Annotated in this window: 20 protein-coding genes; 15 read left to right on the top strand and 5 right to left on the bottom strand. The window is 38.2% G+C overall.

Annotated features, from left to right (window positions below; translation table 11 throughout):
• Positions 1–11: 11 nt before the first annotated feature.
• Together nrdG and nrdD are read right to left on the bottom strand one after the other, a co-directional pair.
• Positions 12–497: an anaerobic ribonucleoside-triphosphate reductase activating protein gene (gene nrdG, locus RRY75_RS03420; RefSeq protein WP_332491506.1), complete on the bottom strand. Its 486-nt coding sequence runs from the start codon at positions 495–497 to the stop codon at positions 12–14.
• A complete protein-coding gene (gene nrdD, locus RRY75_RS03415) occupies positions 494–2,608 on the bottom strand; it encodes an anaerobic ribonucleoside-triphosphate reductase (RefSeq protein ID WP_332491504.1) in 2,115 nt (704 codons plus the stop codon). The genes nrdG and nrdD overlap by 4 nt, the downstream gene beginning before the upstream one ends.
• Positions 2,609–2,872: 264 nt before the next feature.
• Between nrdD and RRY75_RS03410 the strand changes: the two genes are divergently transcribed.
• The 8 genes from RRY75_RS03410 to RRY75_RS03375 all read left to right on the top strand — a co-directional run bounded on the left by RRY75_RS03410 (position 2,873) and on the right by RRY75_RS03375 (position 14,316).
• Positions 2,873–3,577, top strand: coding sequence for an exonuclease domain-containing protein (locus RRY75_RS03410; RefSeq protein ID WP_332491502.1), 705 nt, complete (start codon positions 2,873–2,875; stop codon positions 3,575–3,577).
• Positions 3,578–3,588: 11 nt separating this feature from the next.
• Positions 3,589–4,425, top strand: coding sequence for an alpha/beta hydrolase (locus RRY75_RS03405; RefSeq protein WP_332528152.1), 837 nt, complete (start codon positions 3,589–3,591; stop codon positions 4,423–4,425).
• Positions 4,426–4,541: 116 nt separating this feature from the next.
• The gene (locus RRY75_RS03400) at positions 4,542–6,206 is read left to right on the top strand and encodes a S8 family peptidase (RefSeq protein ID WP_332527390.1); all 1,665 of its coding nucleotides are present in this window, start codon (positions 4,542–4,544) and stop codon (positions 6,204–6,206) included.
• A 9-nt stretch (positions 6,207–6,215) separates the two neighbouring features.
• A complete protein-coding gene (locus RRY75_RS03395; RefSeq protein ID WP_332527391.1) occupies positions 6,216–7,997 on the top strand; it encodes a S8 family peptidase in 1,782 nt (593 codons plus the stop codon).
• A gap of 13 nt (positions 7,998–8,010) precedes the next feature.
• Positions 8,011–9,747, top strand: a complete 1,737-nt coding sequence (locus tag RRY75_RS03390; RefSeq protein ID WP_332491495.1) for a S8 family peptidase — start codon at positions 8,011–8,013, stop codon at positions 9,745–9,747.
• A gap of 172 nt (positions 9,748–9,919) precedes the next feature.
• On the top strand, positions 9,920–10,645 hold the full coding sequence (locus tag RRY75_RS03385) for an ABC transporter ATP-binding protein (RefSeq protein ID WP_332491493.1): 726 nt from the start codon (positions 9,920–9,922) through the stop codon (positions 10,643–10,645).
• On the top strand, positions 10,629–12,971 hold the full coding sequence (locus RRY75_RS03380; protein WP_332715669.1) for a hypothetical protein: 2,343 nt from the start codon (positions 10,629–10,631) through the stop codon (positions 12,969–12,971). Before RRY75_RS03385 ends, RRY75_RS03380 begins: the two co-directional genes overlap by 17 nt.
• Positions 12,961–14,316, top strand: a complete 1,356-nt coding sequence (locus RRY75_RS03375; RefSeq protein ID WP_332528670.1) for an ABC transporter permease — start codon at positions 12,961–12,963, stop codon at positions 14,314–14,316. The genes RRY75_RS03380 and RRY75_RS03375 overlap by 11 nt, the downstream gene beginning before the upstream one ends.
• 140 nt (positions 14,317–14,456) lie before the next feature.
• On the opposite strand, the gene RRY75_RS03370 is transcribed toward RRY75_RS03375, so the two are convergent.
• The 3 genes from RRY75_RS03370 to RRY75_RS03360 form a co-directional block, all read right to left on the bottom strand.
• Complete coding sequence (locus tag RRY75_RS03370) at positions 14,457–15,434, bottom strand: nucleoid-associated protein (protein ID WP_332491488.1); 978 nt, start codon at positions 15,432–15,434, stop codon at positions 14,457–14,459.
• Between the two features lie 129 nt (positions 15,435–15,563).
• Complete coding sequence (locus RRY75_RS03365) at positions 15,564–16,889, bottom strand: peptidoglycan-binding protein (protein ID WP_332491486.1); 1,326 nt, start codon at positions 16,887–16,889, stop codon at positions 15,564–15,566.
• Positions 16,890–16,994: 105 nt separating this feature from the next.
• The gene (locus tag RRY75_RS03360) at positions 16,995–17,861 is read right to left on the bottom strand and encodes an aldose 1-epimerase family protein (RefSeq protein ID WP_332491485.1); all 867 of its coding nucleotides are present in this window, start codon (positions 17,859–17,861) and stop codon (positions 16,995–16,997) included.
• 150 nt (positions 17,862–18,011) lie between these two features.
• On the opposite strand from RRY75_RS03360, the gene RRY75_RS03355 reads away from it, so the two are divergent.
• The 7 genes from RRY75_RS03355 to RRY75_RS03325 form a co-directional block, all read left to right on the top strand.
• Positions 18,012–20,801: an insulinase family protein gene (locus tag RRY75_RS03355; protein ID WP_332491483.1), complete on the top strand. Its 2,790-nt coding sequence runs from the start codon at positions 18,012–18,014 to the stop codon at positions 20,799–20,801.
• Between the two features lie 104 nt (positions 20,802–20,905).
• Positions 20,906–21,922, top strand: a complete 1,017-nt coding sequence (locus RRY75_RS03350; RefSeq protein WP_332527394.1) for a metal ABC transporter solute-binding protein, Zn/Mn family — start codon at positions 20,906–20,908, stop codon at positions 21,920–21,922.
• Positions 21,915–22,664, top strand: a complete 750-nt coding sequence (locus tag RRY75_RS03345; RefSeq protein WP_332491480.1) for a metal ABC transporter ATP-binding protein — start codon at positions 21,915–21,917, stop codon at positions 22,662–22,664. The genes RRY75_RS03350 and RRY75_RS03345 overlap by 8 nt, the downstream gene beginning before the upstream one ends.
• Positions 22,648–23,487 carry a metal ABC transporter permease gene (locus RRY75_RS03340; RefSeq protein ID WP_332491478.1) on the top strand — a complete coding sequence of 280 codons (840 nt, stop codon included), beginning with the start codon at positions 22,648–22,650 and terminating at the stop codon, positions 23,485–23,487. The genes RRY75_RS03345 and RRY75_RS03340 overlap by 17 nt, the downstream gene beginning before the upstream one ends.
• A gap of 95 nt (positions 23,488–23,582) precedes the next feature.
• A complete protein-coding gene (locus RRY75_RS03335; RefSeq protein WP_332715663.1) occupies positions 23,583–24,275 on the top strand; it encodes an iron-sulfur cluster assembly scaffold protein in 693 nt (230 codons plus the stop codon).
• A 17-nt stretch (positions 24,276–24,292) separates the two neighbouring features.
• Positions 24,293–25,294 carry a GGGtGRT protein gene (locus RRY75_RS03330; RefSeq protein ID WP_332715660.1) on the top strand — a complete coding sequence of 334 codons (1,002 nt, stop codon included), beginning with the start codon at positions 24,293–24,295 and terminating at the stop codon, positions 25,292–25,294.
• 153 nt (positions 25,295–25,447) lie between these two features.
• Positions 25,448–26,327 (top strand): tyrosine-type recombinase/integrase (locus RRY75_RS03325; protein WP_332715657.1); only part of this gene is annotated, 880 nt, incomplete at its 3' end.

Raw genomic sequence — 26,327 nt, 5'->3', positions numbered from 1 at the left:
TTTTTTGCCATTTAATATTTTAGTTCTTGTAGAGCAATGCCATTTAAGAGTTTTAAGATACGTTGGTTAGAAGAACCTACGTATCTTTTTGTATCTGTTTGGAGACTGGCTTCAAACCGTCCATCTACAAGGACATCAATATAGGGAAGCAAGGCATTGTGGCTAGGATTTTCAAGCAAGTCTTCATAGATATAACCTGTGTAGCACCAGATGGTAAGACCTAGTGAATGAATCCCTTGTAAAAGGGGGAGGAGATACACGCTTTGTTCAAAGGGATCTCCTCCAGATAAGGTGACACCATCTATGAGAGGAAGGTTCTTTTTAATCTTATCTAGAATGGCTTGGATGGAGTGTTGATCTCCATAAGCAAAGTCCTGCATAGCGACATTGTGACAACCTGGGCAGTGGTGATGACAACCAGAAAGAAAAATAACACTTCTAAAGCCTTCACCATTGACTAGAGAGTGGTCTAAGAAACCTGCGACTTGTAGACTCATAAGGTATAGGTGTGATGATGGGAATCATCATGGGCTACACGGTCATGGCGTTCAGCAGATTTACCAGAGCCAAAGCGTTCATCTAAGCTTAAGTAACCTGTAACACGGCTGATACCTTGAATGTCCATACTGCCACATTCTGGACAAGCTTTGACACCATCATTAATCATCTTTCCGCAGTTTTTGCAGTAGCGTAGGTGGAAGTTGATGCCGATGTAGCTAATGTTGGAATGAGCATAAGCATAGTAAACAATTTTTTCAATGGTTTCAGCACTAGGGTAGCCATCAACTTCAATGTAACTAATGTGTCCTGCGTTACACATTTGATGGAAAGGTCCCTCAATTTGAATTTTATCTATAATGGAAACAGGATAGTCCACTGGAATGTGGAAGCTGTTGGTATAGTAATCTTTGTCAGTAACACCAGGAATCTGGCCAAAACGTGTCTGGTCTTGCACTAGGAAGCGACCACTTAGACCTTCAGCAGGTGTGGCATAGCAACTCCAGTTAAGACGTGTATCTTGGGTGGTCTTATCAGTAAAGTCACGGATGTGTTGTACAATGCGATAGCCCAGTTCACGGGCTTCATCACTTTGACCGTGATGGCTACCAACAAGTGCAATCAATGTTTCTGCAAGACCAATAAAGCCAATGGACCATGTTCCGTTTTTAAGAATAGGGTCGATGGAGTCGTTTGGAGATAAGCCTTCAGAGCCGAGCATCAGACCTTGGCCGGCTACAAACGGTAAATCCTTTACTTTAAGAAATTTCAAAATGTCATAACGATGCATCAAAGATTCTTTTGCTTGATGGAGGCGCTCATCTAAGAGTTTCCAGAAGCGGTCTAAGTCTTTGTTTGCCAAAATGCCAAGACGTGGTAAGTTGATAGTGGTAGGTGCATTGTTCCCACGGCGAGCAGGACCTTCTGGGCCGTTGATGTTGGCACAGACATAGGTACGGCAGCCCATTGTAGCGGGAAGAATACCCTTTTCGTAATAATGAAGGTTGAAGTCTGCATCGATATTCATAAAGGTAGGATTCATACGAGAAGCAGCTACCCTTGTTGCTAATTTAAATAGGTAGTAGTAAGGGTCTGTTTTTTCTCTGTTTACCCCTTTTTTTACACGGAAAATAATATTTGGAAAAATAGGTTGTTCATTTTTTCCAAGACCCTTTTCATATTCTAGCAGAAAAGCTTCGCAGACAAGTGCAGCATCTTGTGTTTCAGGAATGCCGATATTTAAGCTACTAAAAGGAACCTGTGAGCCAGCTCTAGAGTGCATGGTATTTAAATTATATACAATCCCTTGCATCGCTTGGTGAATACGTGTTGTTAATTTATCGTGTATAAATGTATGGAAATCGTTCGCATCCATCACTTCTTGAAGTGGGGCATATTCTGCTAAAATCTCATCACGGGTATAGCCAACATAAGGTGCCAGATCATTGTCAAAGTTGACATGAGATTGGCCACCAAACATATCATTTTGTGAAGATTGCAATAAAATACAGCTTAGTTCAGCCGCTGTTTCAATACGTTTTGGTTTTTTTATAGTCCCATATCCAGTGTTAAATCCTTGTTCAAACATAGCACCAGTATCGATATGGAGGCAGTTGGTCGTTAGGTTATAGCTATCTAAGTCATGGTAGTACAAATCACCAAGTTCATGGAGTTTAGCTAAATGCTTTGGCATAGTCGATAAGTTGTGCCATTTGTTGGTTTCACTAGCAATACGTAATAATTTAGATGAGAAGTTATTACCCACATTGGCATTGTCCCGATCAGTTTCAATACCTATAGCGTGGACTGTGTCCATAAGTTCTGATTTTAAATCACGAATACGGGTACGTTCCTTACGATAGTTGGCATATGTATTTTTTACAGCACCAAGTCCAAGCGCATCTAAAGTTTGCTCGATAAGATCTTGAATTTGTTCTACCGTAATTTCATAAAAGTTTGAATCATGAATACGCTTTTCTACTTCTTCTGTTACATGGTCCACATTAAGGACTAAGTCTAAATCTGAAGCAGATCTTTTAATCGCATTTTTAATTTTTTCACTACAATAAATGGTTTTACGTCCATCTCTCTTAATTACGTAATACGCCATGATAATCCCCCTTGGATTTGTTTCCTATAAGACTGTATTCTGTACTATATATATGGTCTTTGTATATACTATATACTATATATTGCACATGTGAAATTGACAACTAAGTGCATTTTTGCATTTTTGTCAATGACAATAAATAAAAAATAGTTGTACAAATTAGGATGATAAAATTTGGTAGTAAATGACGATGATATTTTCAATTTGCATTCTCTTAAAAATAGAGTAAAATAGACTAAGAACTGACTTAAGAAGGAGAAATGGATGAAAAACTACATTGTTTTAGATATAGAGACAACAGGAACTAAACCACTTGAAAGTGATATTATTGAAATTGGTGCTGTCTATGTAGAAGATGGAAGACCAAAAGAAAAGTTTAGTACACTTGTAAAGCCCAATGAGCTGATTTCAGAATATATTACATCAATTACAGGGATTACTAATGAAATGGTACAAGATGCTGCACCTATTGAAGAGGTGATGCCAGCGTTTATTGCATTTTGTCAGGATCTACCTTTAGTAGGGCATAACATTGATTTGTTTGATTACCGTATGTTAAAAGTAAAGGCTGAGCGACTCGGTTTAAGCTTTGAGCATATGACGGTAGATACATTGATGATTTCAAGACAAGTGCTTGCAGACCTTCCAAGTCGTAGACTTGGAGATTTATGCACACATTATCAAATAGATTTGGTGCATGCACATCGTGCTTATGATGATGCGTATGCAACCTATGAGCTTTTAACACATTTAGAAGCAGGATTTAAAGATGAAGCCCCACAGTTTTTTATACCTAAAGTAAATGATTGGAAAATGCCAAAGCATTCACCAATTACTGCAAAACAAAAAAATTACTTATTAAATTTGTGCAAAGCACATAAAATAGAGCTAGAAAAACCAATTGAAAGCTTTTCAAAGTCAGATGCAAGTAAAAGAATAGATGGTATATTAAGAGATTATGGTAGGTAAAGGGTGAAAAGATGAACCTCATGGAAAGCTATTTTTATGGGAAAGATGATGTGAAAATATTTTGTAGAAGAGATATTCCAGCAAACTGTAAGGCAATTTTGGTGATTGCACATGGATTTATGGAGCATTCAGGGCGATATATAGATTTTGCTAAATTCCTTGTTAGTCATAACTATGGGGTATGCATTATTGACCATAGAGGTAATGGCTTTTCAGAAGGACAAAAAGGGGATATTGAAGATTTTTTTGATTTTGTAGAAGATCTTCAAGTCCTTATTCAAAGCTTAAAACGTACTTATCATAAACCGATTGTGACTTATGGACACTCTATGGGAGGTCTTATTAGCTTTATTTATGGATTAAAATATAAGGACAGTGTAAGTGGTCAAATTTTAGCCTCACCCGCATTAGGCGTTCCGGTAGGGATGAAAAACTTGCCAACAGCTTTTTATGAAGGTTTGGGCTATGTGGCAGGAGATGTGAAGTTACACCGAGTAGGGGAAAGCTTGGCAACACGTAATGAGGTATATGTGGAAGCCTTTAAGGAAGATAAGGTATGCAATTCTTTTGCCACCATGCGCTTTATGGACCAATTTTTAAGGATTGGTGTAGACTATGCCAAGTGCCATGCCAAAGAGTATGAGGTGCCTTGTCTCTTTTTGCTAGGGACTGAAGATCGTGTAATCCCTATTACTCGCAACCGAGATATTGTAGGTCAGATTCCTTTTCAAGATAAAGTGGTCAAGGAGTACAAGGGATGTATGCATGACCTTTTGCATGACTTGGATGAGGAAGTGAAAAAAGTACAAGAAGATGTGCTAGAATGGCTGACAAACTTATTGAATTAAATAATAAAATCTTAAGTTTATTCATATGAATAATAAGAGATAGCACTTGAGACTGCCTAGAAGTTTTAATCTTAAAGCTTTGAGGCAGTTTTTGCTTTGTAAGGTGAGGTGAAGAGATGGCGGAGTATAAAGATTATTTAATTGAAACCCCTATTCGATTAGAAGAATACAAAAAACTTTATCCAAGCTTAATTTTTGCCCCTATAAGTTCTAGATTGATTATCGTAAGTGTTCCAGAGGGAGCAGAGTTAGAATTTGAGGGGTTAGAAAAATCAGTGGGTTCTATTTATTTACCTATTTTGTTAGGATTGAATGCTATAGATGCGATAGAACAAAGTAATATTTCTACGTTTCATACTTATCCATTTGGCGAGTTGCGAGGAACTGGCGTACTTATAGGATTTGTAGATACAGGGATTCAATATACAAATCCTCTTTTTACATACGAAGACAACACAACACGTATTATAAACATTTGGGATCAGAGTATAGAGGGATCAGGAGGACCTGAATATGATTATGGGACCATTTATACGGAAGAACAAATCAATGAAGCTTTGAAATCAAAGGACCCTTTAAGTGTTGTGCCAAGTACAGATGAGAATGGACATGGGACTATGCTTGCGGCTATTGCAGCAGGTAATGAAAGAGGTGTGCCTGGCGGGTATGTAGGTGGAGCACCGGATGCTACGCTTGCAGTGGTAAAGCTAAAGCCTGCAAAACAGTATTTAAGAGACTTATATCTTATTAAAGATGGCGCTGTAGCATATCAAGATGATGACTACTTAACAGGCATTAACTATTTGCTTACATTAGCCAAAGAGCAGGATAAACCTATTGTGATTTGTACAGCGCTCGGAAGCAATCAAGGTGGGCATGAGGGGGATACAGTCAGTGAACGCTATTTGCAAGAAAGCAGTACGTTTGAAAATGTTATTTTTGTAGTCTCAGCAGGAAATGAAGTGAATCAAGGACATCACTACAGTGGAAAGGTTCTACAAGGCGGAACAAGTTTGTTTGAGGTTAATGTAGGTGCAGATGAAAAGGGGTTTATCATGTACCTATGGGCAACTGCACCGGATAAATTGACAGTTTCTGTGAAAACACCTTTAGGTGGCAATACAGGCAAGATTCCGAATAACAATATTCGGGTGCAAGAATATACCTTTCCTTTGGAAAATGTTAAATTAGAAGTGCAGTATATTGCATCTGATGTGACATCAGGGGACCAAAGTATAAGGTTTAGACTGACTACACCAACCCCTGGCATTTGGACCATTACAGTTTACGGGGAAAGTGTAGTTTCAGGGGAGTACAATGTCTGGTTACCACGAGCAGGATTCGTAGGTAAAGATACAAGGTTTTTACAGCCCGATGTGGGTATGACCATTACAACACCTGGGAATGCCTATGAAACTATTGTGATGGGAGCCTATAATGGAATGGATCAAAGCATTTATGCAGGCTCAAGTAGAGGGCCTACAAGAAATATGGTTACTTTACCCAGTCTAGTTGCGCCAGGGGTCAATGTACTCGCACCTAATTTGTCTGGAGGCTATAGTCGATATAGTGGAACAGGAGTAGCTACGGCAGTCACGACTTCAGCTTGTGCCTTGCTTTTAGAATGGGCAGTCATAAAAAATAATTTATTTCCTATTAATACTCGCATAGCAAAGACTGTATTAATTCGAGGTGCTAGACGTAGTCCAAATCAAACTTACCCCAATAATATAGAAGGTTATGGGAAGTTAGACTTCCAAAATAGTCTGATACTTGTATAGGGAGGTATTATGAATCTTAATAAATTAAGTCCATTATTACAACTTGCACTCATTTATGAATCCTATACTTCGATAGCAGTTTTTGAACAAATTACAGGACAAAATATTGCGGAGCGAGAATGGTTGCTTATTATACAATACTATCAGCAACTTTCAGAGATAAGCGCAAAAATTCCTTTTACTTATGAGGAGATGAATGACCGTTTTGCTATTATTACAATTGATAAAAATTTGATAGGCGCACTATCTGATGAAAATACTATCTTTTATGTTGAACTCCCAAGAGCTATGCAATACATTGCAGTAGAAAATTCTAATGCAGTCTGTGCACCAGCAAGTATCTACGCGCCCCAAAGCTATAATGCATCAGGAAAAGGCGTTTTGGTCGCTGTGATTGATTCAGGTATAGACTATAGTCATGTAGACTTTAGAAATAAAGACGGGAGTACGAGAATTTTATCTTTATGGGATCAGAGCATTCAAGGAACACCGCCTAAAGGGCATATAGGAGGGGCTTATTTTACCCAAGAACAAATCGATGAAGCACTTAGACAAGATACTTTGGAAAAGCGTTTGGAAATTGTTCCTAGTGTAGATATTTTGGGACATGGAACCGCTGTGGCAGGTATAGCTGCTGGAAATGGTAATGGATCAGGAGGGCAAAATAAGGGAATAGCGCCTAATGCTGATTTACTCGTTGTAAAAATGAAGAGTAAAGGAACGACTTTAGAGGATTTTAGAGGCCCCACTAATGCAGATGTGATGAGAGGTATTGCCTTTGCATTATCAGAGGCTGGGCGACTGAATAAACCTTTAAGTTTATTGCTTGGTGTAGGGCTTAATGAGGGTGCCCATATAGGCTATAGCAATTTGGAAGTATTTATCGATCAGATGACCTTAGTATGGCCAAGTAATATGACGGTAGGTACGGGGAATGAGGCGAATAAGGAAAGACATACAAGTGGCGTTGTTCAGCCAGGTCAAGCAAAAGATATACAAATCGCTATAGAGCCCGATCAAAAATTTTATACAGCAAATTTATATAAGAATTATGTGGATGACATGTCTTTTGTCATTATTGCCCCAAATGGAGAGAAAACAGATGTTTTAGAAGACCGCATTAACAATGTGGCTTATGTATTTGGAAATACTTCAGTACTTATTAATGTGTCTATACAGCCATTTAGTGCAAGGACACAAGAACTGGTCATTTTATTAGAAGGTTATGGAGTAGATACAGTAGATCCAGGCATATGGACAATACGTATGATACCTAACCAGATTGTAGATGGAGGGTATAATGTTTGGGCAACAGTAACCAATCCTATTTTAAGACCTACTCGATTTTTAGAACCAGACCCTTTTACAACATTGACGATTCCATCTACAGGCTTTCTTATTACCAGTGTCAGTACAATTAATGGACGTACACTACAGACTGTGAATGCTTCGGGCAGAGGCTATACAGCGGATGAACGTGTAAAACCAGATATAGCAGCGCCAGGACTTAATCTGATAGTACCTCAAGCAGGGACTATAGATAAGTATACTTCTTATTCAGGCAGTAGTATAGCAGGTGCCTTTGTATGTGGTGCATATGCCTTATTTATAGAATATGGATTGCGTGTCAAACCAGAGAGCTACTTGTATGGAGAAGCTTTAAAAGGACTAGTTATTAAATATGCTAAAAGGCCTATGCAATTTGGAGCATTTCCAAATCAAGCGTATGGGTATGGTATTTTATGCATAACAAGTGTGCTAGATGCCCTGGAGAGAATTTACAATGAATAGGAAGGAGTAAAAAATGGAGACAAAGACAGACGCCGAGCTGAACATTCTCTTTAATATAGCGGATGAAGATAAAGGTCAACTCCTTGCCAATAGAGACCAAAGGCTTATCGTCAAGTACCACGGAGATATTGAAGCTGTAGTACGGCAAGAAGGCGCTTTAGTACAACGAATTAATGACCAAATAGCCATTATTGTTATTCCTTTAGAGCGGGCAAAAGATCTCCTGAATTATCCAGAAATAGAATATATGGAAGCACCCAAAGACTTTTATTATAATTTGACCCAAAGTTTAAAAGCAAGTTGTATTAATACGGTTCAAAATAACTTGCCTTATCAGCTGAAAGGGAAAGGCGTATTACTAGGCATTGTAGACTCAGGGATTAACTATGCCCATCCAGACTTTAGAAATGCTGATGGTACAACACGTATTACGAGTATATGGGACCAGTCTATAGGAGGCCATCCGCCCGCGGGATACTTAGAAGGCAGTGAGTATAGTCAAGCACAAATTAATGAGGCGCTTAAAGCACCTACACAAGCTGAGCGGTTACGTATTGTACCTAGCCAAGATACATTAGGGCATGGCACCCATGTGGCAGGTATAGCAGGTGGAAACGGGCGAGCCTCAGGAGAAAGAATTATAGGTGTGGCGCCAGAGGCAGAGTTTGTGATTGTGAAGCTAGGGAATCCTGCAATAAGCAATTTGGTAAGAACAGCAGATATTATGCTTGGGGTGCGCTATGTATTGGAAAAGGCAAGGGTGTTAAATAGACCTGTTGCCATTAATTTAAGTTTAGGGATGAACGAAGGTCCTCATAACGGAAGTGCACTCATTGAAATTTATTTAAATGATGCGGCTCAAGAATGGAAAAACAATATCCTTGTAGGGGCTGGAAATGAAGGGCTTTCTCGTAATCATGTCAGTAAAACAGTTGCACAAGGAGAAGTGCAAAGTGTAGAATTTCAAATGGGAACAAACAAAAAGACATATAACTTTTCTGTATGGCAAAACTCTGTCGACCAGCTAGCCTTTGAGTTTGTCGCACCTGATGGGAGACGGACATCTAGAATTACTTACACGACACCTGTGAAGCATTATGTGCTTGGAAATAGTACTGTATATCCAGCTTTTGCGGGACCCTCACCACTTAATGGAAATATTGAGTTTGGCGTTTATATGGTTGGCTTAGAAGGTGGTAATATTATGCCAGGATTGTGGCAACTCAGGGTGATTGGGGAGAGTGTGGTAGATGGAACTTTTAACATCTGGGGAGAGACCATTGCTGCTTCAGGGAGTGATACTTTCTTCTTAAATAATACACCGGATCTAACGCTGACTACACCTTCTACCTCAGACTACGTGATTACTGTAGGGGCATATAACAGTATAACCAATCAAATAGCACCCTTTTCTGGAAGGGGGTATACGAGGCCGCCTGTAAAGATTAAGCCAGACTTGGTGGCACCAGGTGTAGACATTACAGCAGCTAGTTATACAGGGGGCTATCAAGCACTCTCGGGCACAAGTATGGCGACGCCGCATGTAACAGGTTCGGTAGCTTTGATGATGCAGTGGGGCATTGTAAATCATAATAACCCCTTCCTCTATGGAGAAAGTGTGCGTACGTACTTGCTTCGTGGTGCAGCAAGGGATATAGATGATGTTGTTTTTCCAGACCCAAGTTGGGGATATGGTAAACTTTGCTTGAAAAATAGCTTAGATATGGCTAGGCGGTCTAGCTTTGTTTAATAAAAATAAAACGAGAAAATGAAACTTAATGAAGAGGTTGTACGTCTAATAAGAGGTATAACCTTTTTACATATAAATGAAATGTTAAGATTTGGGTCTTTTCATAGCAATATATAAATATTTATAATATACTTTAAGTATTGTGATTAATTAAACAAGAAGGAGGGATAACTTGAGTAAAATAATAGAAGTGCAAGGCTTAAGAAAAATTTATAGTATGGGTAAGGAAAAGATTGTAGCCTTAGACAATATTAATCTTGAAATAGAAGAAGGGGAAATCTGCTGTTTATTTGGAACATCAGGGTCAGGAAAATCTACGTTGCTAAATATGCTAGCAGGGCTTGAAAAACCAACCCGTGGTACAATTAAAATAAAAAACAAACGTGTAGATTTGCTCAATGAGACACAACTTGCCACGTTTAGACAAAAATATATTGGTTTTGTGTTCCAGTCATACAATTTGATTCCATCTTTAACCGCATTAGAAAATGTATCTTTACCCCTCATTTTTCAAGGGATGCCTAAAGTAAAGCGGGACAAGCGTGCAAAAGAAATGCTAAAAGCAGTTGGGTTAGAAAAGCGTCTTAACCATAAACCCAAGGAGATGAGTGGTGGGCAACAGCAGAGGGTAAGTATAGCCCGTGCCTTTGTCAATCGCCCGACAATCCTGTTTGCCGATGAGCCAACAGGAAACTTAGATACGCATACAACAATAGAAGTTATGGATATGATTCGTGACATTGCTAAGAAATACAATCAGACTTTAATTATTGTATCCCATGACCCAGAAATTGCAGACTATGCCAATAGAATTATCACAGTAATTGATGGAAATATCCATAAGATTGAAGTGAAAAAAGAGAAAGAGAGGGAAGTTATCTATGAGAGGAAAGAGTAAATTTGCAAGTTTATTGATGGCAGGTGTGATAGCATCGGCATGTATCTACCCAACAGGAGGAAATGTATGGGCGGCTGAAGTAAATCAAGAAACAGCACCAGCTTTAACACTTACAGCTAATGAAGTGACTAAAACATTAGAAAAAGGCGATACATTTAATGTCTATATTAAAGCAGTAACGGCAAACACAACAAAAGAACTAAGAGATTTCATTCAGTATATTGAACTTTCAGGAGGAACTACAGACAGTGTAGATAAAAAGGCTGTTCAAATGAATGGAGATGGAACAATCATCATTATGGACTTAGTCTATAATGGAAATGGGAAATCTGTTAAAGCTGAAATAGGCTATGAAGGTATGAACAATGGTCCAGCAAGCGTTGAAATTCCATTAACCAACGCAAGTTCAGCAATTAGTGCTTCAGAAGGACTGACTATAGCTCAAAGCACCATCAATGTTGTAGCAGGTGAAACACAACAAATTACTTTAACCGTAAAAAATGACAGCAAAGCCTATGTAGAGTCAGGAAAAATGAAGTTGAAGATTAAAGACTCGAATTCTGCAAAAGGCATTACTTTAAAGAAAAAAGAGATTTCACTTTCATCTATGGAGAAAGGGGAGAAGAAGGACTACTACGTAACCCTTGATATTGATAAAGATATCGCACGTGGTATGCACGAAATGGTTGTAGATATTGAGGGGAAAGAACATATCATAAAGCTTAAAGTAGATAGCAACTTTATGCCACCAGCCCTTGAAGTAGCTGTAAGTAACACATCAGCTTTTGAGGAAAATGTAGCCAAGTCTATTCAAGTAGCTATCAAAAATGTAGGCCATGTGGCAGCAAAAAACGTAAAGCTTGAAATCGTTCCAAATGAAAAAGTATTTGTAACAGATGGCAGTAACGTGAAGTACATAGAAAATATTGATAGTAACAAAACACAAACCGTTCCAGTGAGCTTAGTTGTAAGTGATACAAGTAGTTTCAACTTACCTGTTGAGATGAAGTTAAGTTACATAGATGACTTAGGTGAAACTCAGACAAGTAGTCAATTTATCTACTTAAGTACTAAGGGAAGTGTTGCTCAAAAAGAGTTGGAAATCTTAACTACATCTGAGCCACAAGGTCTTAAAAAGGTTGGAGATAACTTTCGTATTGGTTTCAAAGTAACCACACCAGATGAAGCAAAAAATGTTAAAATTAGCGTTAAAAGTTCAGAGGGTATTGTGTCAAAATCTAAAAGCATGTTTATTGAACCTAAGCTTGCAAAGGGACAAACTAAAAACTACACAGTAGACTTTGTAGCGACACAAGGTGTTGTCACAGGAACTTATCCGATTGAGATTATAGCAGAGTACACTTTAAATGGAAAAGAAGTTGCAATCAAACAATATGCAACAGTTTCCATTGACAATCCAGAAGAAACAGAAGAAGAAAAGGGCAAAGGTAAGCCAAAAGTAATCGTTGGAACATATAGCTCGAACCCCGTTGTTGTTAAAGCAGGTGAAGAGTTTGACCTTGAAATTGGATTCTTAAATACCCACCAAAATAAAACAGTTAAAAACTTAAAAGCCAATTTAACGATTAAAGAACAAGGTGAAAATGATACAGGTAGCGTATTTACACCTGTGAACGCAAGTAATACCTTCTTCATAAGTGAACTGGTACCGGGGCAAATAGATGTTAAAAATATTCGTCTTTACACCATTCCAAGTGCAAAACCTAAAACTTATGACATTACACTAGAAATGGAATATGAAGACGAAAATGGTGAAGCGATTACAGCTACAGAGCACTTTGGAATCCCAGTTGAACAAGTGACAAAGCTTGAAGTGGCAGAAGTGCAAATTGAATATGTAGAAGTAGGCATGCCTACAGAGCTTACTGCAACGATTTATAATACAGGGAAGACAAGTATTAGTAATGTACGTATTAAAACAGTTGGAGAAGGCTTTGAAGTACAAGATAACACCATGATTATCGGTGCTTTAGAAAAAGGAAGTTCCAAGACTTATATGCCAACCATTATTCCACTTCAAGGTGGAGCCTTAACAGGACAAATTGAAATTGAATATGAGGATGTAACAGGACAACTTCAAACGTACAGTCATGAATTCCAAATGGATGTTATGGAGAGTATGCCAGATGAAGGCCTTGAACCTATGCCAGATGACATGTTACCTCCTATGGAAGAAGAAAAATCAGCGAAATGGCCAATTCTACTTGGAATGGTATTTGGAATGGGAATTGCCGCAGGCATCACAGCGTTTGTGATGAAAAAACGTCAACGTAAGCTAGAAGAGATGGATTTAGATGAGGATTAATGATCTTATTATGATGAGTGTGCGAAGTTTATGGCGGCGTAAACTTCGTACGTTCCTCACTATTTTAGGGGTTGTCATTGGGGCAAGCTCTATTATCTTAATGCTTTCTCTTGGGATTGCAATGGATGCAAACTTTAAAGAACAACTACAAGGGATGCAGTCTTTGACGATTATAGAAGTAAATCCTAATACTTGGGAAGATCCCAAAGCGCCTAAACTAGATGATAAGGCGGTACAAGCCATGCAAAAGATGGAAGGCGTAGAAATGGCTATTCCTATCAGAAGTTTGAATGCGACTTTAGAGTTTGGGAAGTACCGTACAAGTTGGCCAGTAGAAATACGTGGATTATCAGCAGAAGAAATGAATGTGCTAGGCTACAAAGTAGCTGAAGGGAATCTGTTTGGGCCAGAAGATGACAGTAGTATTCTACTAGGTACAGACATTATGCGTCAGTTTGTAAAAAGAGGACAAGAGATTAATTGGCGTAGCCCACCACCACCTATGGAATTTGTAGTAGGCGAAGATGTTGTGAAAATTGATATTGGTCAATACACCTGGGATAACCAAGAGCCTCAATCAGACCAAGATGGCAATCAAATCGAAATTCCAAAGCCATCTAAAGTAACAGTGGCAGGACTATTTGGTGAAGAAGATTGGGAGAATAGTTATTCTTGTGTAATACCAGTAGAGCTTTTTGAAAATATTCAAGAAGAGCAAGAACGTTACAATAAGAAGCTTCAAGGTGAAGCACCTCAAAATGATCGTTATCAGGATAAAAACAAGTATCAAAATGTGCGCGTTAAAGTAGCGGATGAAGATCACGTTTTAAGCGTACAACAAGCCTTAAATGATGCAGGATACCGTGCTTATAGTCCAATGGAATATTTGAATGAGATGAAGAAAGCTTCAAATAGTATTCAAATTATGCTTGGTGGGATTGGGGCTATTTCTCTTATCGTTGCAGCTATTGGGATTACCAATACCATGATGATGTCTATCTATGAACGTACAAAAGAAATAGGTGTTATGAAAGTAATCGGTGCCAAGCTAACAGACATAAAAAAAATGTTCTTAGTAGAGGCACTCCTTATTGGGGCATTAGGTGGAGCTGTAGGGGTATGCTTCTCTTATATGCTCTCCTATATACTCAATAAGTTTGGGCCACAAATAGCGGGAGAAATGTTCTCTATGCTAGGAAGTGGTGGAACGAATGTTTCTATTATTCCACCTTGGCTTGCTCTAGCGGCTTTAGTATTTTCTACAGTTATTGGGCTGATTTCAGGCTACTTCCCAGCACGTCGTGCTATGGGACTTTCAGCACTTTCAGCGATTCGTACAGAATAGAAGAAGCACATCTTAATAAACAAGCATAAGTTATTATGAATAAAAGGGCTATGAAACGAGAGATTTTAAACGCGTTTCATAGCCCTTTGACTATTTTATAGATAAATGATGTGCTTTTAGGAAGGAGTTAATTATCAAAGTTATTTGTTGATGACTGAACCGATGTTCTTCAAAATAATAGAGAGGGTGCCATCTGGGTTGTTCACAAATTCAATTTTATTGGGGTCATTGAGCATTTCTGTTGGAAGCTTAAGCTCAATGCCTGTATTTGTTTTGATTTTGTGAGAGGTGTACTTCTTACCCACTTTTTCTGCATGAGGGATCTCAATGGCTTCTTCTGTAATGCCTTGCTCGTCAAAAATAGTACGGCAGGCTTCCTTGACTTGATCATGGTCGGCAAAGGTTTCGTCTAGTACTTCGTTGACGCGGATGCTGCTGGTGTGGTCAATACTTTTAGCTAAGTTGCTTTTGGCAAAGGAAAGTGCCTCTAGCTTGTTGTCGAAGTTTTCTTCAATGGCACCAGTAATGACTTGTTCAACTAATTTGATTTTTTGCTTAGTAGACAAAGGTGTAGTGGTACCTAAGAGGTTGTGTAAATAATGTTCTTTGTGTCCATCTAATAGGGAGATTTCATAAGTTTCTAGATTAATAATGGCAGCTTCTTGAATCTTGCTTGAAGTATCTGGGAAAATAGTCTTATGCTTGATGATTTGATTGACTGGTCCTGTAGCATTCTGGTCTACGATATGGGTGTAGGCTTCTTTGTAGTTAAGCTTGAAGAAGGCTACAAAGGGGATTTGGTCACGTTTGAATTTAGTAATGACTAAATCGCCGTTTGGGATGTTCTCCAAGGTTTGCATATAAGCATAGAATTGGCGTGCGAGCTCACAAGAAAAACTGTAGAAGTCAGGTATACCTGCACGAATGGTTTCTCCCCAAGGAGAAGTCTCTTCAAAAATTGCATGAGAAACACTGTGGCTATCATATAAATCGGTTAAATAGGTTGTAATATAAGCTTCAATTTCATCGTTTAGTGTAAGTGGTTGAGATGATAAAATAGGTATATCATGACTTAGGTCTAACAGATGAATAATGGTTTGATCAAATAGTATACTCATAATGGTACCCCTTTTGCATTTGTAATACATTCTATTATGCTAAATTCTAGGGAAAAAGTAAACCCTCCGAGTCTTTCTAGGAGGGTTATTTAAGTAGGTTATCGAATAGATTTATACCCATTTTAAGTTTTAAGACAAAAGTTCTGCGATTTTAGTAACAGCGACATAGATTTCAGAAATTTTGTACCAGGTATTTTTGCCTACGATACCATCTGGGGTGAGGTGGAAAATACGTTGAAATGTTTTGACAGATTCTTCAGTAGCTGCATCAAATTCTCCGGTTGTACGTACTTTAGGAATAAGTGGGTAGTTGTTAGAAATACGGTTAAGTTGTTCTTGAATGGTTCGAACAGGAGGTCCACTAGAACCTAATTTGAGTGGGGTTCCAGGGAAGGACTCAGGGGCACCAGATACAACGGGGGCACCTGGGAAGGAGATGTCTTGGCCATAGTAAAAGCGTAAGATTTCCTCATACGTACGCCCTTCATCTCCAAGGGCTTTACTGCCCCATTGTGTCATCCAGTTTGGACAGGTGGACTTTGCCCCGTCACAGTACTGGGTAAGTAGAGGTTGCTCTACACCTGAGCGCTTCACATAAGTATCAAAAATTTGGTCTACTTCTAAAGAAATAGTATCAAAGATGTCGCGACCGAAGAAGAAAGCATGGTCGAAGGCTGTAGAGTTGGTAATGGTGAAGTTTTTTCCTTTATTACGGTACCATTCGGTGTAGACACGGTTAAGCGTAAAGGAGATGATGGCGACAATGTTGGCACGGATGGTTTCTGTTGGCCAGGTAGGATAAATCTCAGAGGAAGCTACATTTTTGATGTAATCTTTGAAAGGAACGGTGTAGTTAGGGGCAGTGTTGTTGTTAGGCGTTCCAGCATGAACGATAATAAATTCTGGGACAACAACGGCAGGGAGCACGACAAATCCGGGAGAAGTAGTATCTTTAATAGACGACTCTGGGATTTTTGGGGCATAGTCACCGTAAAGTGTAGGGGGTCCAATAGAGATTTCATCCACTTGTTGACGTGAGAGCTTGGAAACTCTAGAAGATCTAGAAGCAAAAGGTGTAGGTTCACTGCTGATGAGTCGAATGGGTTGAATGGAACGGATGTTAGAAAAAATCTGTGTGCCATTGACAATAGTAGGAAGGTAGTTCTCGGCACTTACTTCCACAATGTAAGGAGAATAGGGGGTTTGGGTAGCCTCAGGTGTTTGAGTAAGTGCGTCAGGTGGTGCATCAAGTGTGAGTACAGGGGTTTGCCCGTTAGCGTTTGTTGTAAGTTGTGCAATAGTAGATTGGCCACCATTAGGATTTTGTCGTCTTACAGTGACTTGCACATCAGATAGGGGGCGCAAAGCTGTAAGGGCTGGATCTGTGGTAACATCTACGATTAAAGTGCCAGTGGATTGTCTAGAAAGAACAGGGGGATAACGAAAGTTTCGCATCATATACCTCCTTTGGGTAATTGCATGAGTTACTAACTATAATATATGATACGGTTTGACTAAACTATGAATAAACATAAAAATAAGGACAGCCAGAAGCCGTCCTTATTTGATCGTAATTGTATGGGTACAAGTAAAAGTTTCATGAGGCATAAGGTGATTTAGATCAGTCTTAGTTGTCCATGTACTTGCTTCGTCTTCATAGTCTGCATGACCATACCAAGGCTCAATACACACAAATGGAGAAGGTGAAAGCGGAGACCAGATACCTAAGAATGGGAAGCCGTCAAAGCCTACTTCAACTTGTTTATTGTGTTTTTTACTAGAAAGGGTCACTGATTTACTTGTGAAATCTCCATAGACAAGTGCATCCTTGGCAAAGAGTGCATTTGAAAGGGCAAGTGGTGTGGTAATACATTTTTCAGTAGCACGTTTGAAGTAGCCTTCTGGTGTAAGTGGCATGAAAGTTACTTCTTCTTCTTTGTCAAAAGTAAGGGTATAGTCTTCCATAGTCTCATCTTCAAAGAGAGGGCATCTAAAGCCTGGATGTGCACCAATTTTGAAGAACATTTCTTGTGTATCCTCGTTTATAACTTCATAGCCAATGGCTAATGTTTGATTATGAAGGGTATAAGTTACTTTTAAAGTGAAATCAAAGGGGAAAAGCGCACGTGTTTTGTCATCACTACGAAGCATAAAAGTGATTTCAGAAGCTGTTTGATGGCTTACTTCAAAATTGCAGTCACGGGCAAAACCATGTTGACCAACCTTATACTGGGCATCTCCTACTGTATAGCAATTATTTGTCACTTTTCCAACTAAAGGGAAGAGAATAGGGGTATGTCTGCTCCAATATGTAGCATCGGCCGTCCAAATATATTGCACATGATCTTGGTCTACAAGCTCTACAAGCTCAGCACCAGTATCTTTAATGATTGCAGTTAAATAGTCATTCTGTATACGAAAATTCATGTAATCACATCCTTAGATAGTCTTTACTTGCATTATAGACTATCTAAGTCCGATGCGCTAGAGTGAAATCCACGAAGAGAGTATGAATGATTAAAAGTTGCATAAACTATGAAGTAAGACAACAAGTAAGAACCTAAGGAGTTGAGCAGTATGCAAAAGAAAAAAATAAGATGGAATGTGTACGTTATCTGCATAGTTTTCATCTTGAGTATCATTGGAGTAAGTGCAAAGCCTAATGCTTTTGTGCAATCGGGTGAAACAAAGTGTGGAGCAGAAATCATTCACGAATATAAGCATATAGGCAGTGGGCTAAATGTCGTATGGATTGAAAATAAAGACACTAATAAGAGTTTTACCCTCGGTGTGAAAACACCAACAACAGACAACACAGGAGTCAATCACATTATTGAACATACCCTTTTTACAGGTTCTAAGAAGTATCCCTCTTCTACTTTGTTTTTTGATGCAAGTAGTAAGTACCCTAATTTATTTATGAATGCCATGACCAGTTCAGATATGACGGTTTTTCCCTTTGCAACATCCCATGATGCATGCTTTGATACATTACTTTCTATCTATCTAGACTGCATTTTAAACCCTAATATGACCGTCAATCCTTCTAGCTTTTATGAAGAAGCCTTTCATTACAATCCACTCACTAAACAGTATGGGGGGGTTGTCTATAATGAAATGAAGGGGGCCAACGGGGATAGAAATAGACAGGTTTTTCGTGCGATACGTCAAGGCCTCTATGAAGGGACCCATTATGCAAATGATAGTGGCGGAAATCCAGACTCTATTCCAGAGCTTTCTTATGAAAAATTTATTGAGACGTACAAAGGCTACTACTACCCAAGTAATATGATGATCATCTTGTATGGTGACTTGCCTATTGGGCATGTACTTGGTTTAATTGATGAGGCATTCCAAGATATTCCCCTTTCTGATAAACAGATTGATGTCAATGTTAAACCGGATGTAGTTAGTAAAGAAAAAACCCTTTATTTTAATGAAAGTGGAACAAACGGCTATTTAATCAAAAGTTTTGTTGTAGAAAAAGATTTAACAAGTAATGAAATGCTTGAAATGGACTTATGGGTAAGCACCTACTTAGTGGATGAACAATCTTACTTTATGAAGACACTCAAAAGACAAGGGCTTACGAATGTCCAAGTGATTAAGGATAGCTATGTGAAGTATCCTTCTTATTCCATAGTTATAGGTAATGTGACAAAGGAGAATATGGCGTCTGAAAAGGTTCTTTTAGAAAAAGTATTAGAAAGTCTTGCTACAAAGAAAATAGACCAAGAAACAGAGCGCAACATTATAGCTAAAAATCAATTAGTTGCATGTAGTGAAGATTTATCCCCTACTAGAGGCATAGAGATTGCAGAGGCTTATTTAGATGCTTGGGCACATGACAAAGTGGGCGCTTACTATTTTTCTGATAAAGCCCATATAGATGAACTTACCAAACTGCCTGAAAGCTACAGAAGTCTTTTGTTAGGAAGTCCATCCATGTATATTCAACTCTTACCTAAAGAAGAAGCACCTCTTGCAAGTCATGCGGATCAAGATAAAAGTTGGGGAGAACGTCTAGAAAAAATGACCATTTGGCAAAAGGAGACGAAACATTTACCACTTCCTGACATAAGCTTTAAGGATTTACTTATTCACCAGACAGCACCTTATAAAATCGTAGAAAAAGATGATATGAAATATGTGCTCACAGAAAATGATGGACCACTAAAAGGGGTAAGTTTATATATTCCTACAGGACATATTCAGCAAGAAGAACTTCCTTATTTGTTTTTATATAGCCAACTTCTGAAGAAGGCAGCTCAAGAGAAGACACCTTTTGAAGCCATTATGGATGTAGATGTGGTAGCTGTGGGAAGTGACTGTGTTACGCCTTACTTAAAAGTGAGTATGCTCAGTAACAAAGACTTTGACAGCCTCTCTATGCTTGAGCAGGCAAAAGCGAGCTTGCAGGCAAAGGAAGTTGATTGGTTTGATGAGCAACTGCAAATTTTCTTAAGTCAATTTAAGGAAAACTTTAGCCAAGATATGCTAGGCACTTTGAAATGGTTGAATGCCTCAGGGCAAAAAGGCTATAAGCGCTACTTGTTTGAACAACATTATCCGCTTTATACACAGGTACGTAAGATGAGACGATCTGGGGAAGTAGACTATGTAAAGGCAATTAAAGAGATGGGGAATCAACTAGAGTATGCAAAAGATATGATGATCGGCATACAGGGTAATAAAACTTTTAGGGAAAGTGAACTTGAACGCTTAGAAACTTACTTTGAAGGCAAGACTTTACCTGTGCTGACCAAAGCAAACTATGACTTTACCAAGTATGCACCTTTAAATATTTATTATAGAAATACACCTGTAGACTATTTAGTCTTTAGTTACGATAAGGAAGAAGATTTAATCGAAGGATCAGATTATGTAATGGCCTCATATATGACCAATCAGTACTTAAGGCCTGTTTTGCGAGCAGAACATGGTGCGTATGGTAGCAGTATGTTTGCCAAATATCCAAGTAGCCTCATTGTTTACACTTACCGAGATCCTAACTTCTTAGAATCTGTGGAGGGGATTCAAGAGGCATCTAACATCCTTCGCAAAGATTTGAATGAAGAAGCATTGAAAGTAGCCAAGTTGGATGCACTTGCTGAGTATCAACGTCAAATGAGCTTGGTAGGGGATGCTTTTGAAAAGGGTAACTTTATTGAAAGTTGTATTTTACGAGGGACAAAACCAGAAACGCTACTGAAGTTACAAAAAGAAATTTTAGACACAAAGCTTTCTGCACTAGATGAGAAATTTAGTTTATTACCTTATTTGTTAGGGAATGGGCAACTAGGTATTTGTACAGGAAATAAGCAACTCAAAGTACAGAAGCAAGTGAATATTTACCGAGAAAGATAAACATAAAAGTTCAGAATGATAAAGATTCTGAACTTTTATATTGATTTTTGTTCTCAATTAGCTATAATAGAAGAGAGTTCTAACAAGAAGAAAGGGGCAAGAAGATGAAAAAGAAAACAGCAATCCTTATCCTTTTAGTCATTGCTTATACAGGATTTATTCTTTACAAATATAATGAGAGAACCAAGCTCCAACAAGAAATAGCACATAAGCCTTTTACTGTTGTGACATCTTTCTATCCTATGTATATACATACAAGTGCCTTGATGAAAGAAACACCACATCAACTCCTGAATATGGCAGACCAAACTGTAGGGTGCTTACATGACTACCAGTTAACCGTACAAGATACTAAGAAGCTCTATGAAGCCGATGTGTTAGTTATTAATGGGTTAGGCAGCGAGACTTTTATAGAAAAGGCTTATATGCAAAATCCTACTTTGCAAGTGATTGATGCAAGTCAACAATTAGAACCACTCTTACATGGAGAGGAAGAAGCAGAGGGCTTACATAATCATGAGCAAGCACATTTAGAAGAAACACACGATGGGGATGAGGACCCTATTCATGGAGAAGATGGACATCACCATGAGAATGACCATATATGGCTTAGTATTGAAGGAACGATAGCTCAAGTACAAGAAATTGCTATGCAGCTAAGTGCTATAGACCCAGCTTATCAATCTGTTTATGAGGCGAATGCAAGGGCTTATATTGAGGCATTAGAAGCATTAGATGAAGAAGCACACCAGGCATTAGAAGTCATCGATACTAAAAAAGCTATGACGGTGCACGATGCTTTTTATTATTTAGCCCAAGAGTTTGGCATAGAAATAGTAGAGAACATTCCAGAAGGCAGCTATGAAAATGCTTCAGCCAAACAAATTCAAACCTTGATTCATCAAATGGAGGAAGAGGACGTTAGGGTCATTTTTACCGAAGAGAAAAATCAAGACTTAGCGATTTTAAAGACAATTCAAAGGGAAGTACCTTGTAGTATTTATGTGCTAGATGCGCTTGTGACAGGTACGGACCAAACTTTTGCACCAGATGAGTTTCCTTATGTGGTACGCATGAGAAAAAATATTGAAACGGTCAGAGAGGCATTTGAACATGAGTGAATGTAAATTTTGTTGTACAGAAATGAAAAATGTAAGTGTAGTTAAAGAGGGAAACACGTTGCTTCAAGCCATCAATGTCCATTTTCACTGCAATGAAATTACGGCTATTGTAGGCCCTAATGGCGCAGGAAAGACCACCTTGTTTAAAACTTTATTAGGTGAGATGCATTATACAGGAGAGATTAAGCACCAAATGCACGCCTATGAAAAGAAGATGCATCCACCGATTATAGGGTATGTACCTCAACATTTAAATTTTGATAAGACCACACCTATTACAGTACTAGATCTGTTTTTAGCCTGTATGCAAAAAAGACCTATATGGACAAAGATAACAGCTTCTATACGCAAAGAAGTAGAAAAATCCCTAGAGGAAGTACAGCTTGCTTATGCCATAGACCGTAAGATTGGTATGCTTTCAGGCGGGGAACTCCAAAGGGTGCTTTTGGCACTGGCACTTTGGCCAACACCAGACCTACTTCTTTTAGATGAGCCTATTTCAGGGGTAGATGTAAATGGACAAAAACTTTTCTATGAAACAGTGCAAGCCTTAAAGGAGAAATACCATATGGCCATTGTTTTGATCACCCATGAAGTGGGCCAGCTCGAACATATTTGTGATAAGGCAATTTTACTTAATAAAACCATATTGGCTATGGGCACACCTGAACTTGTGAAGCAAGAGGCAATGAAGCAAAAGCAACTGAGCATAGGAGGTGATGTGAATGGAAGCATTGTATAAGATTGTTGAATTTTTATTTCCTTTTGACTTTTTACAGATGACGTTTATGAAAAATGCCTTTTTAGGTATTTTGATTGCAGCACCAATGCTAGGTCTTTTAAGCACCATGGTAGTCAGTCAGAAGATGGCTTTTTTCTCGGATGCTATAGGACATAGTGCACTGACAGGTATTGGAATCGGTGTTTTGATAGGTCTTATGAATCCAACCCTTTCGATGCTAGTCTTTGCCATATTATTAGGCCTACTCATCGCCTATTTTAGTTATAAACATCAAGAGACAACAGATACGATTATTGGAATCTTTTCTGCAGGAACAGTTGCATTTGGAACTATGTTGCTCTCGAGAAATGGAAATTTTAATCAATACACAAAATATTTGATTGGCGATTTACTGAGTATTAGAGGCGAAGATTTGGGCATATTGCTTATTGTAAGCGTTATTGTATTTGGAATATGGTACTTTATTTTTAATGACTTGGTGGTGACGAGCTTAAATGTTTCGCTTGCTAATAGTCGTGCCATTCATACGTTAGCATTACAAATGGCCTTTACCTGTATTGTGGCAGTCGTAGTAGTACTTTGTATCCCTTGGATTGGGGTTATGTTGATCAATGCTTTCTTAATTTTGCCGGGAGCAATTAGTCGGAATATTGCAGGTAATATGCGTCAGTATCATTTCTATTCTGTCTTTTTTGCACTATTTTCTGGCATGCTGGGGTTGTGGTTGGCATATGTATTTGGAACATCAGCAGGGGCAACTATTGTTGTTGTCATGACCTGTTGTTATATTGCGACTTCTCTTCTAAAAAGACTAACATATTGACATCTTTCGCCTAGAATTATACAATAGGGATGGTTGTTAAAAATTTAATTTAAAGTTAACCCTTTAAATTGTTCGAGTAGAAAGGAGTCATAGCGATGATGTACTCACATGAAGTAGAACAAATGTGTCCTATTGCAAAAGGACCTAATCACGGACCAGCTCCAATTCCTCAAGAAGGAAGATGGGTTCAGTCTAAAGAAGTTACAGATATTAGCGGTCTTACACACGGTATTGGCTGGTGTGCTCCTCAACAAGGTGCATGTAAATTAACATTAAACGTTAAAAACGGTATCATTGAAGAAGCGTTAGTAGAAACTATCGGTTGTTCAGGTATGACACACTCTGCAGCGATGGCAGCAGAAATTTTAACAGGTAAAACAATTTTAGAAGCATTAAATACTGACTTAGTATGTGATGCAATTAATACAGCAATGAGAGAATTATTCTTACAAATCGTATACGGAAGAACTCAAACAGCTTTCTCTGAAGGTGGACTTCCAATCGGTGCAGGTCTTGAAGACTTAGGAAAAGGACTTCGTAGCCAAGTTGGTACAATGTACGCAACAACAGCTAAAGGACCAAGATACCTTGAAATGGCTGAAGGTTATGTAACAAAAATCGGTGTTGACGAAAACAACGAAATCATCGGATACCAATTTATCCACTTTGGTAAAATGATGGATATGATCAAAAAAGGTACAGATGCAACAGAGGCAATGCAAAAAGCTACAGGTCAATACGGCAGATTCGATGAAGCTGTTCGTCAAATCGACCCAAGACACGAGTAAGAAGGAGGTGCAGTAATATGCCATTATTTGAATCTTATGATAGAAGAATTAACCAAATCAATGCTGTATTAAACGAATACGGTATTAAAGACTTAGATGAAGCAAAAGCTATTTGTGATGAAAAAGGTGTAGATGCTTACAACCTTACAAAAGAAATCCAACCAATCGCTTTTGAAAATGCATGTTGGGCTTACACAGTAGGTGCAGCTATCGCAATCAAAAAAGGTTGTACACTTGCAGCTGAAGCAGCTGAAGCAATCGGTATCGGTCTTCAAGCTTTCTGTATTCCAGGTTCAGTAGCAGACGATCGTAAAGTTGGTCTTGGACATGGTAACTTAGGAGCTATGCTTCTTAGAGAAGAAACTAAATGTTTCGCATTCTTAGCAGGTCACGAATCATTCGCGGCTGCTGAAGGTGCTATCGGTATCGCAAGATCTGCAAACAAAGTACGTAATGAAGACTTAAGAGTTATCTTAAATGGTCTTGGAAAAGATGCAGCACATATTATTTCTCGTATTAACGGATTTACATATGTTCAAACACAATTTGACTACGCAACTGGTAAAGTAAGTGTAGTTAAAGAAACTGCTTACTCAAATGGTGAGAGAGCAAAAGTTCGTTGTTACGGATCAGACGACGTTCGTGAAGGTGTTGCAATCATGCACCTTGAAGGCGTAGATGTATCTATTACAGGTAACTCTACTAACCCAACTCGTTTCCAACATCCAGTAGCTGGAACATACAAAAAAGAATGTATGGAACAAGGGAAAAAATACTTCTCAGTAGCTTCAGGCGGTGGTACAGGACGTACACTTCACCCAGATAACATGGGTGCAGGTCCTGCTTCATACGGTATGACAGATACTATGGGAAGAATGCATTCAGATGCACAATTCGCAGGTTCTTCATCAGTACCAGCTCACGTTGAAATGATGGGACTTATCGGTATGGGTAACAACCCAATGGTAGGTGCTACAGTAGCAGTGGCTGTTGCAATTGAAGAAGCAGCAAACAAATAAGACACTTTTTACTATTTGCATAGATTAGCAATTGACTAGTCAATACAAAATATGTAATATTGGTTAAAAAAAATAGCACACGTCATTTAAGAAAAAATCTAAATGATGTGTGCCATTTTTTGTGCTCAAAAATGGTGTGCCAAGAGGTGAAGTATGAAGAAAAAAATTACTATGCAGGCTGTTAAAAGTATAACGTTTGAGCAAGGTTGTAATGAGTACTTATGTAATTGTAAAGCAAGAAATTTAAGGGAGGGGACATTAAAGCACTACAGAGAGTGCTTTAAAACACTATATAAGTATATTGACCCACAAATACCAATTAATTCTATGGACAAATCAACATTAGATAACTTTGTGATTGAGTTTAAAAGTAGGTCTAAAGATGTTAAGGATATAACACTATATACTTACTCGAGGGATTTAAAGACATTGATGTATTATTTTATGAGATGTGATTATCTTGAAGCTTTTAAAATACAATTAATGAAAGCTGATAAAGAGCCTATTGAATGCTATACAGATGCAGAACTTAAGGCATTACTAAAAAAGCCAAGCTTAAAAGAATGTAGTTTTACAGAGTATAAAAGTTGGGTTATTATAAACTTTTTACTTTCCACAGGTATAAGGAGTAATAGTTTAATTAATATTAAAGTAAAAGATTTAGATTTTGATAATGAAGTAGTGCACATTAAAGTTACTAAAAACAGAAAATCATTAATAATACCTTTGAATAATACTATTAATAAAATTGTATTAGAATACTTGCAGATAAGACAATATACTAGCGATGATGATTATCTTTTTTGTAATGTATATGGAAACAAACTTACAAAAAGTACAATTTATCACTCTTTGTTTGAATATAATAAAAGTCGAAATGTTATAAAAACAGGTATCCATAGATATAGGCACACGTTTGCTAAAAAATGGGTAACAAGTGGAGGAAATATAGTCGTGCTTCAAAAAATATTAGGGCATAGTAGTTTGGCAATAACCGAGAATTATATAAATGTATTGGTTTCAGATATGAAAA

The organism is Niameybacter sp. (assembly GCF_036655075.1).
Classification (GTDB): Bacteria; Bacillota; Clostridia; order Lachnospirales; family Cellulosilyticaceae; genus Holtiella.
Note: the sequence above shows the minus strand (reverse complement) of the source record. Positions and strands in the feature narration are given on the sequence as shown.

Coding starts and splice junctions, on each gene's coding strand:
- RRY75_RS03340 (WP_332491478.1), top strand. CDS start 22,648: ATGGAAGCATTGTATAAGATTGTTGAATTTTTATTTCCTTTTGACTTT.
- nrdG (WP_332491506.1), bottom strand. CDS start 497: ATGAGTCTACAAGTCGCAGGTTTCTTAGACCACTCTCTAGTCAATGGT.
- RRY75_RS03370 (WP_332491488.1), bottom strand. CDS start 15,434: ATGAGTATACTATTTGATCAAACCATTATTCATCTGTTAGACCTAAGT.
- RRY75_RS03405 (WP_332528152.1), top strand. CDS start 3,589: ATGAACCTCATGGAAAGCTATTTTTATGGGAAAGATGATGTGAAAATA.
- RRY75_RS03360 (WP_332491485.1), bottom strand. CDS start 17,861: ATGAATTTTCGTATACAGAATGACTATTTAACTGCAATCATTAAAGAT.
- RRY75_RS03400 (WP_332527390.1), top strand. CDS start 4,542: ATGGCGGAGTATAAAGATTATTTAATTGAAACCCCTATTCGATTAGAA.
- RRY75_RS03330 (WP_332715660.1), top strand. CDS start 24,293: ATGCCATTATTTGAATCTTATGATAGAAGAATTAACCAAATCAATGCT.
- RRY75_RS03410 (WP_332491502.1), top strand. CDS start 2,873: ATGAAAAACTACATTGTTTTAGATATAGAGACAACAGGAACTAAACCA.
- RRY75_RS03380 (WP_332715669.1), top strand. CDS start 10,629: ATGAGAGGAAAGAGTAAATTTGCAAGTTTATTGATGGCAGGTGTGATA.
- RRY75_RS03375 (WP_332528670.1), top strand. CDS start 12,961: ATGAGGATTAATGATCTTATTATGATGAGTGTGCGAAGTTTATGGCGG.
- RRY75_RS03355 (WP_332491483.1), top strand. CDS start 18,012: ATGCAAAAGAAAAAAATAAGATGGAATGTGTACGTTATCTGCATAGTT.
- RRY75_RS03350 (WP_332527394.1), top strand. CDS start 20,906: ATGAAAAAGAAAACAGCAATCCTTATCCTTTTAGTCATTGCTTATACA.
- RRY75_RS03365 (WP_332491486.1), bottom strand. CDS start 16,889: ATGCGAAACTTTCGTTATCCCCCTGTTCTTTCTAGACAATCCACTGGC.
- nrdD (WP_332491504.1), bottom strand. CDS start 2,608: ATGGCGTATTACGTAATTAAGAGAGATGGACGTAAAACCATTTATTGT.
- RRY75_RS03335 (WP_332715663.1), top strand. CDS start 23,583: ATGATGTACTCACATGAAGTAGAACAAATGTGTCCTATTGCAAAAGGA.
- RRY75_RS03390 (WP_332491495.1), top strand. CDS start 8,011: ATGGAGACAAAGACAGACGCCGAGCTGAACATTCTCTTTAATATAGCG.
- RRY75_RS03345 (WP_332491480.1), top strand. CDS start 21,915: ATGAGTGAATGTAAATTTTGTTGTACAGAAATGAAAAATGTAAGTGTA.
- RRY75_RS03395 (WP_332527391.1), top strand. CDS start 6,216: ATGAATCTTAATAAATTAAGTCCATTATTACAACTTGCACTCATTTAT.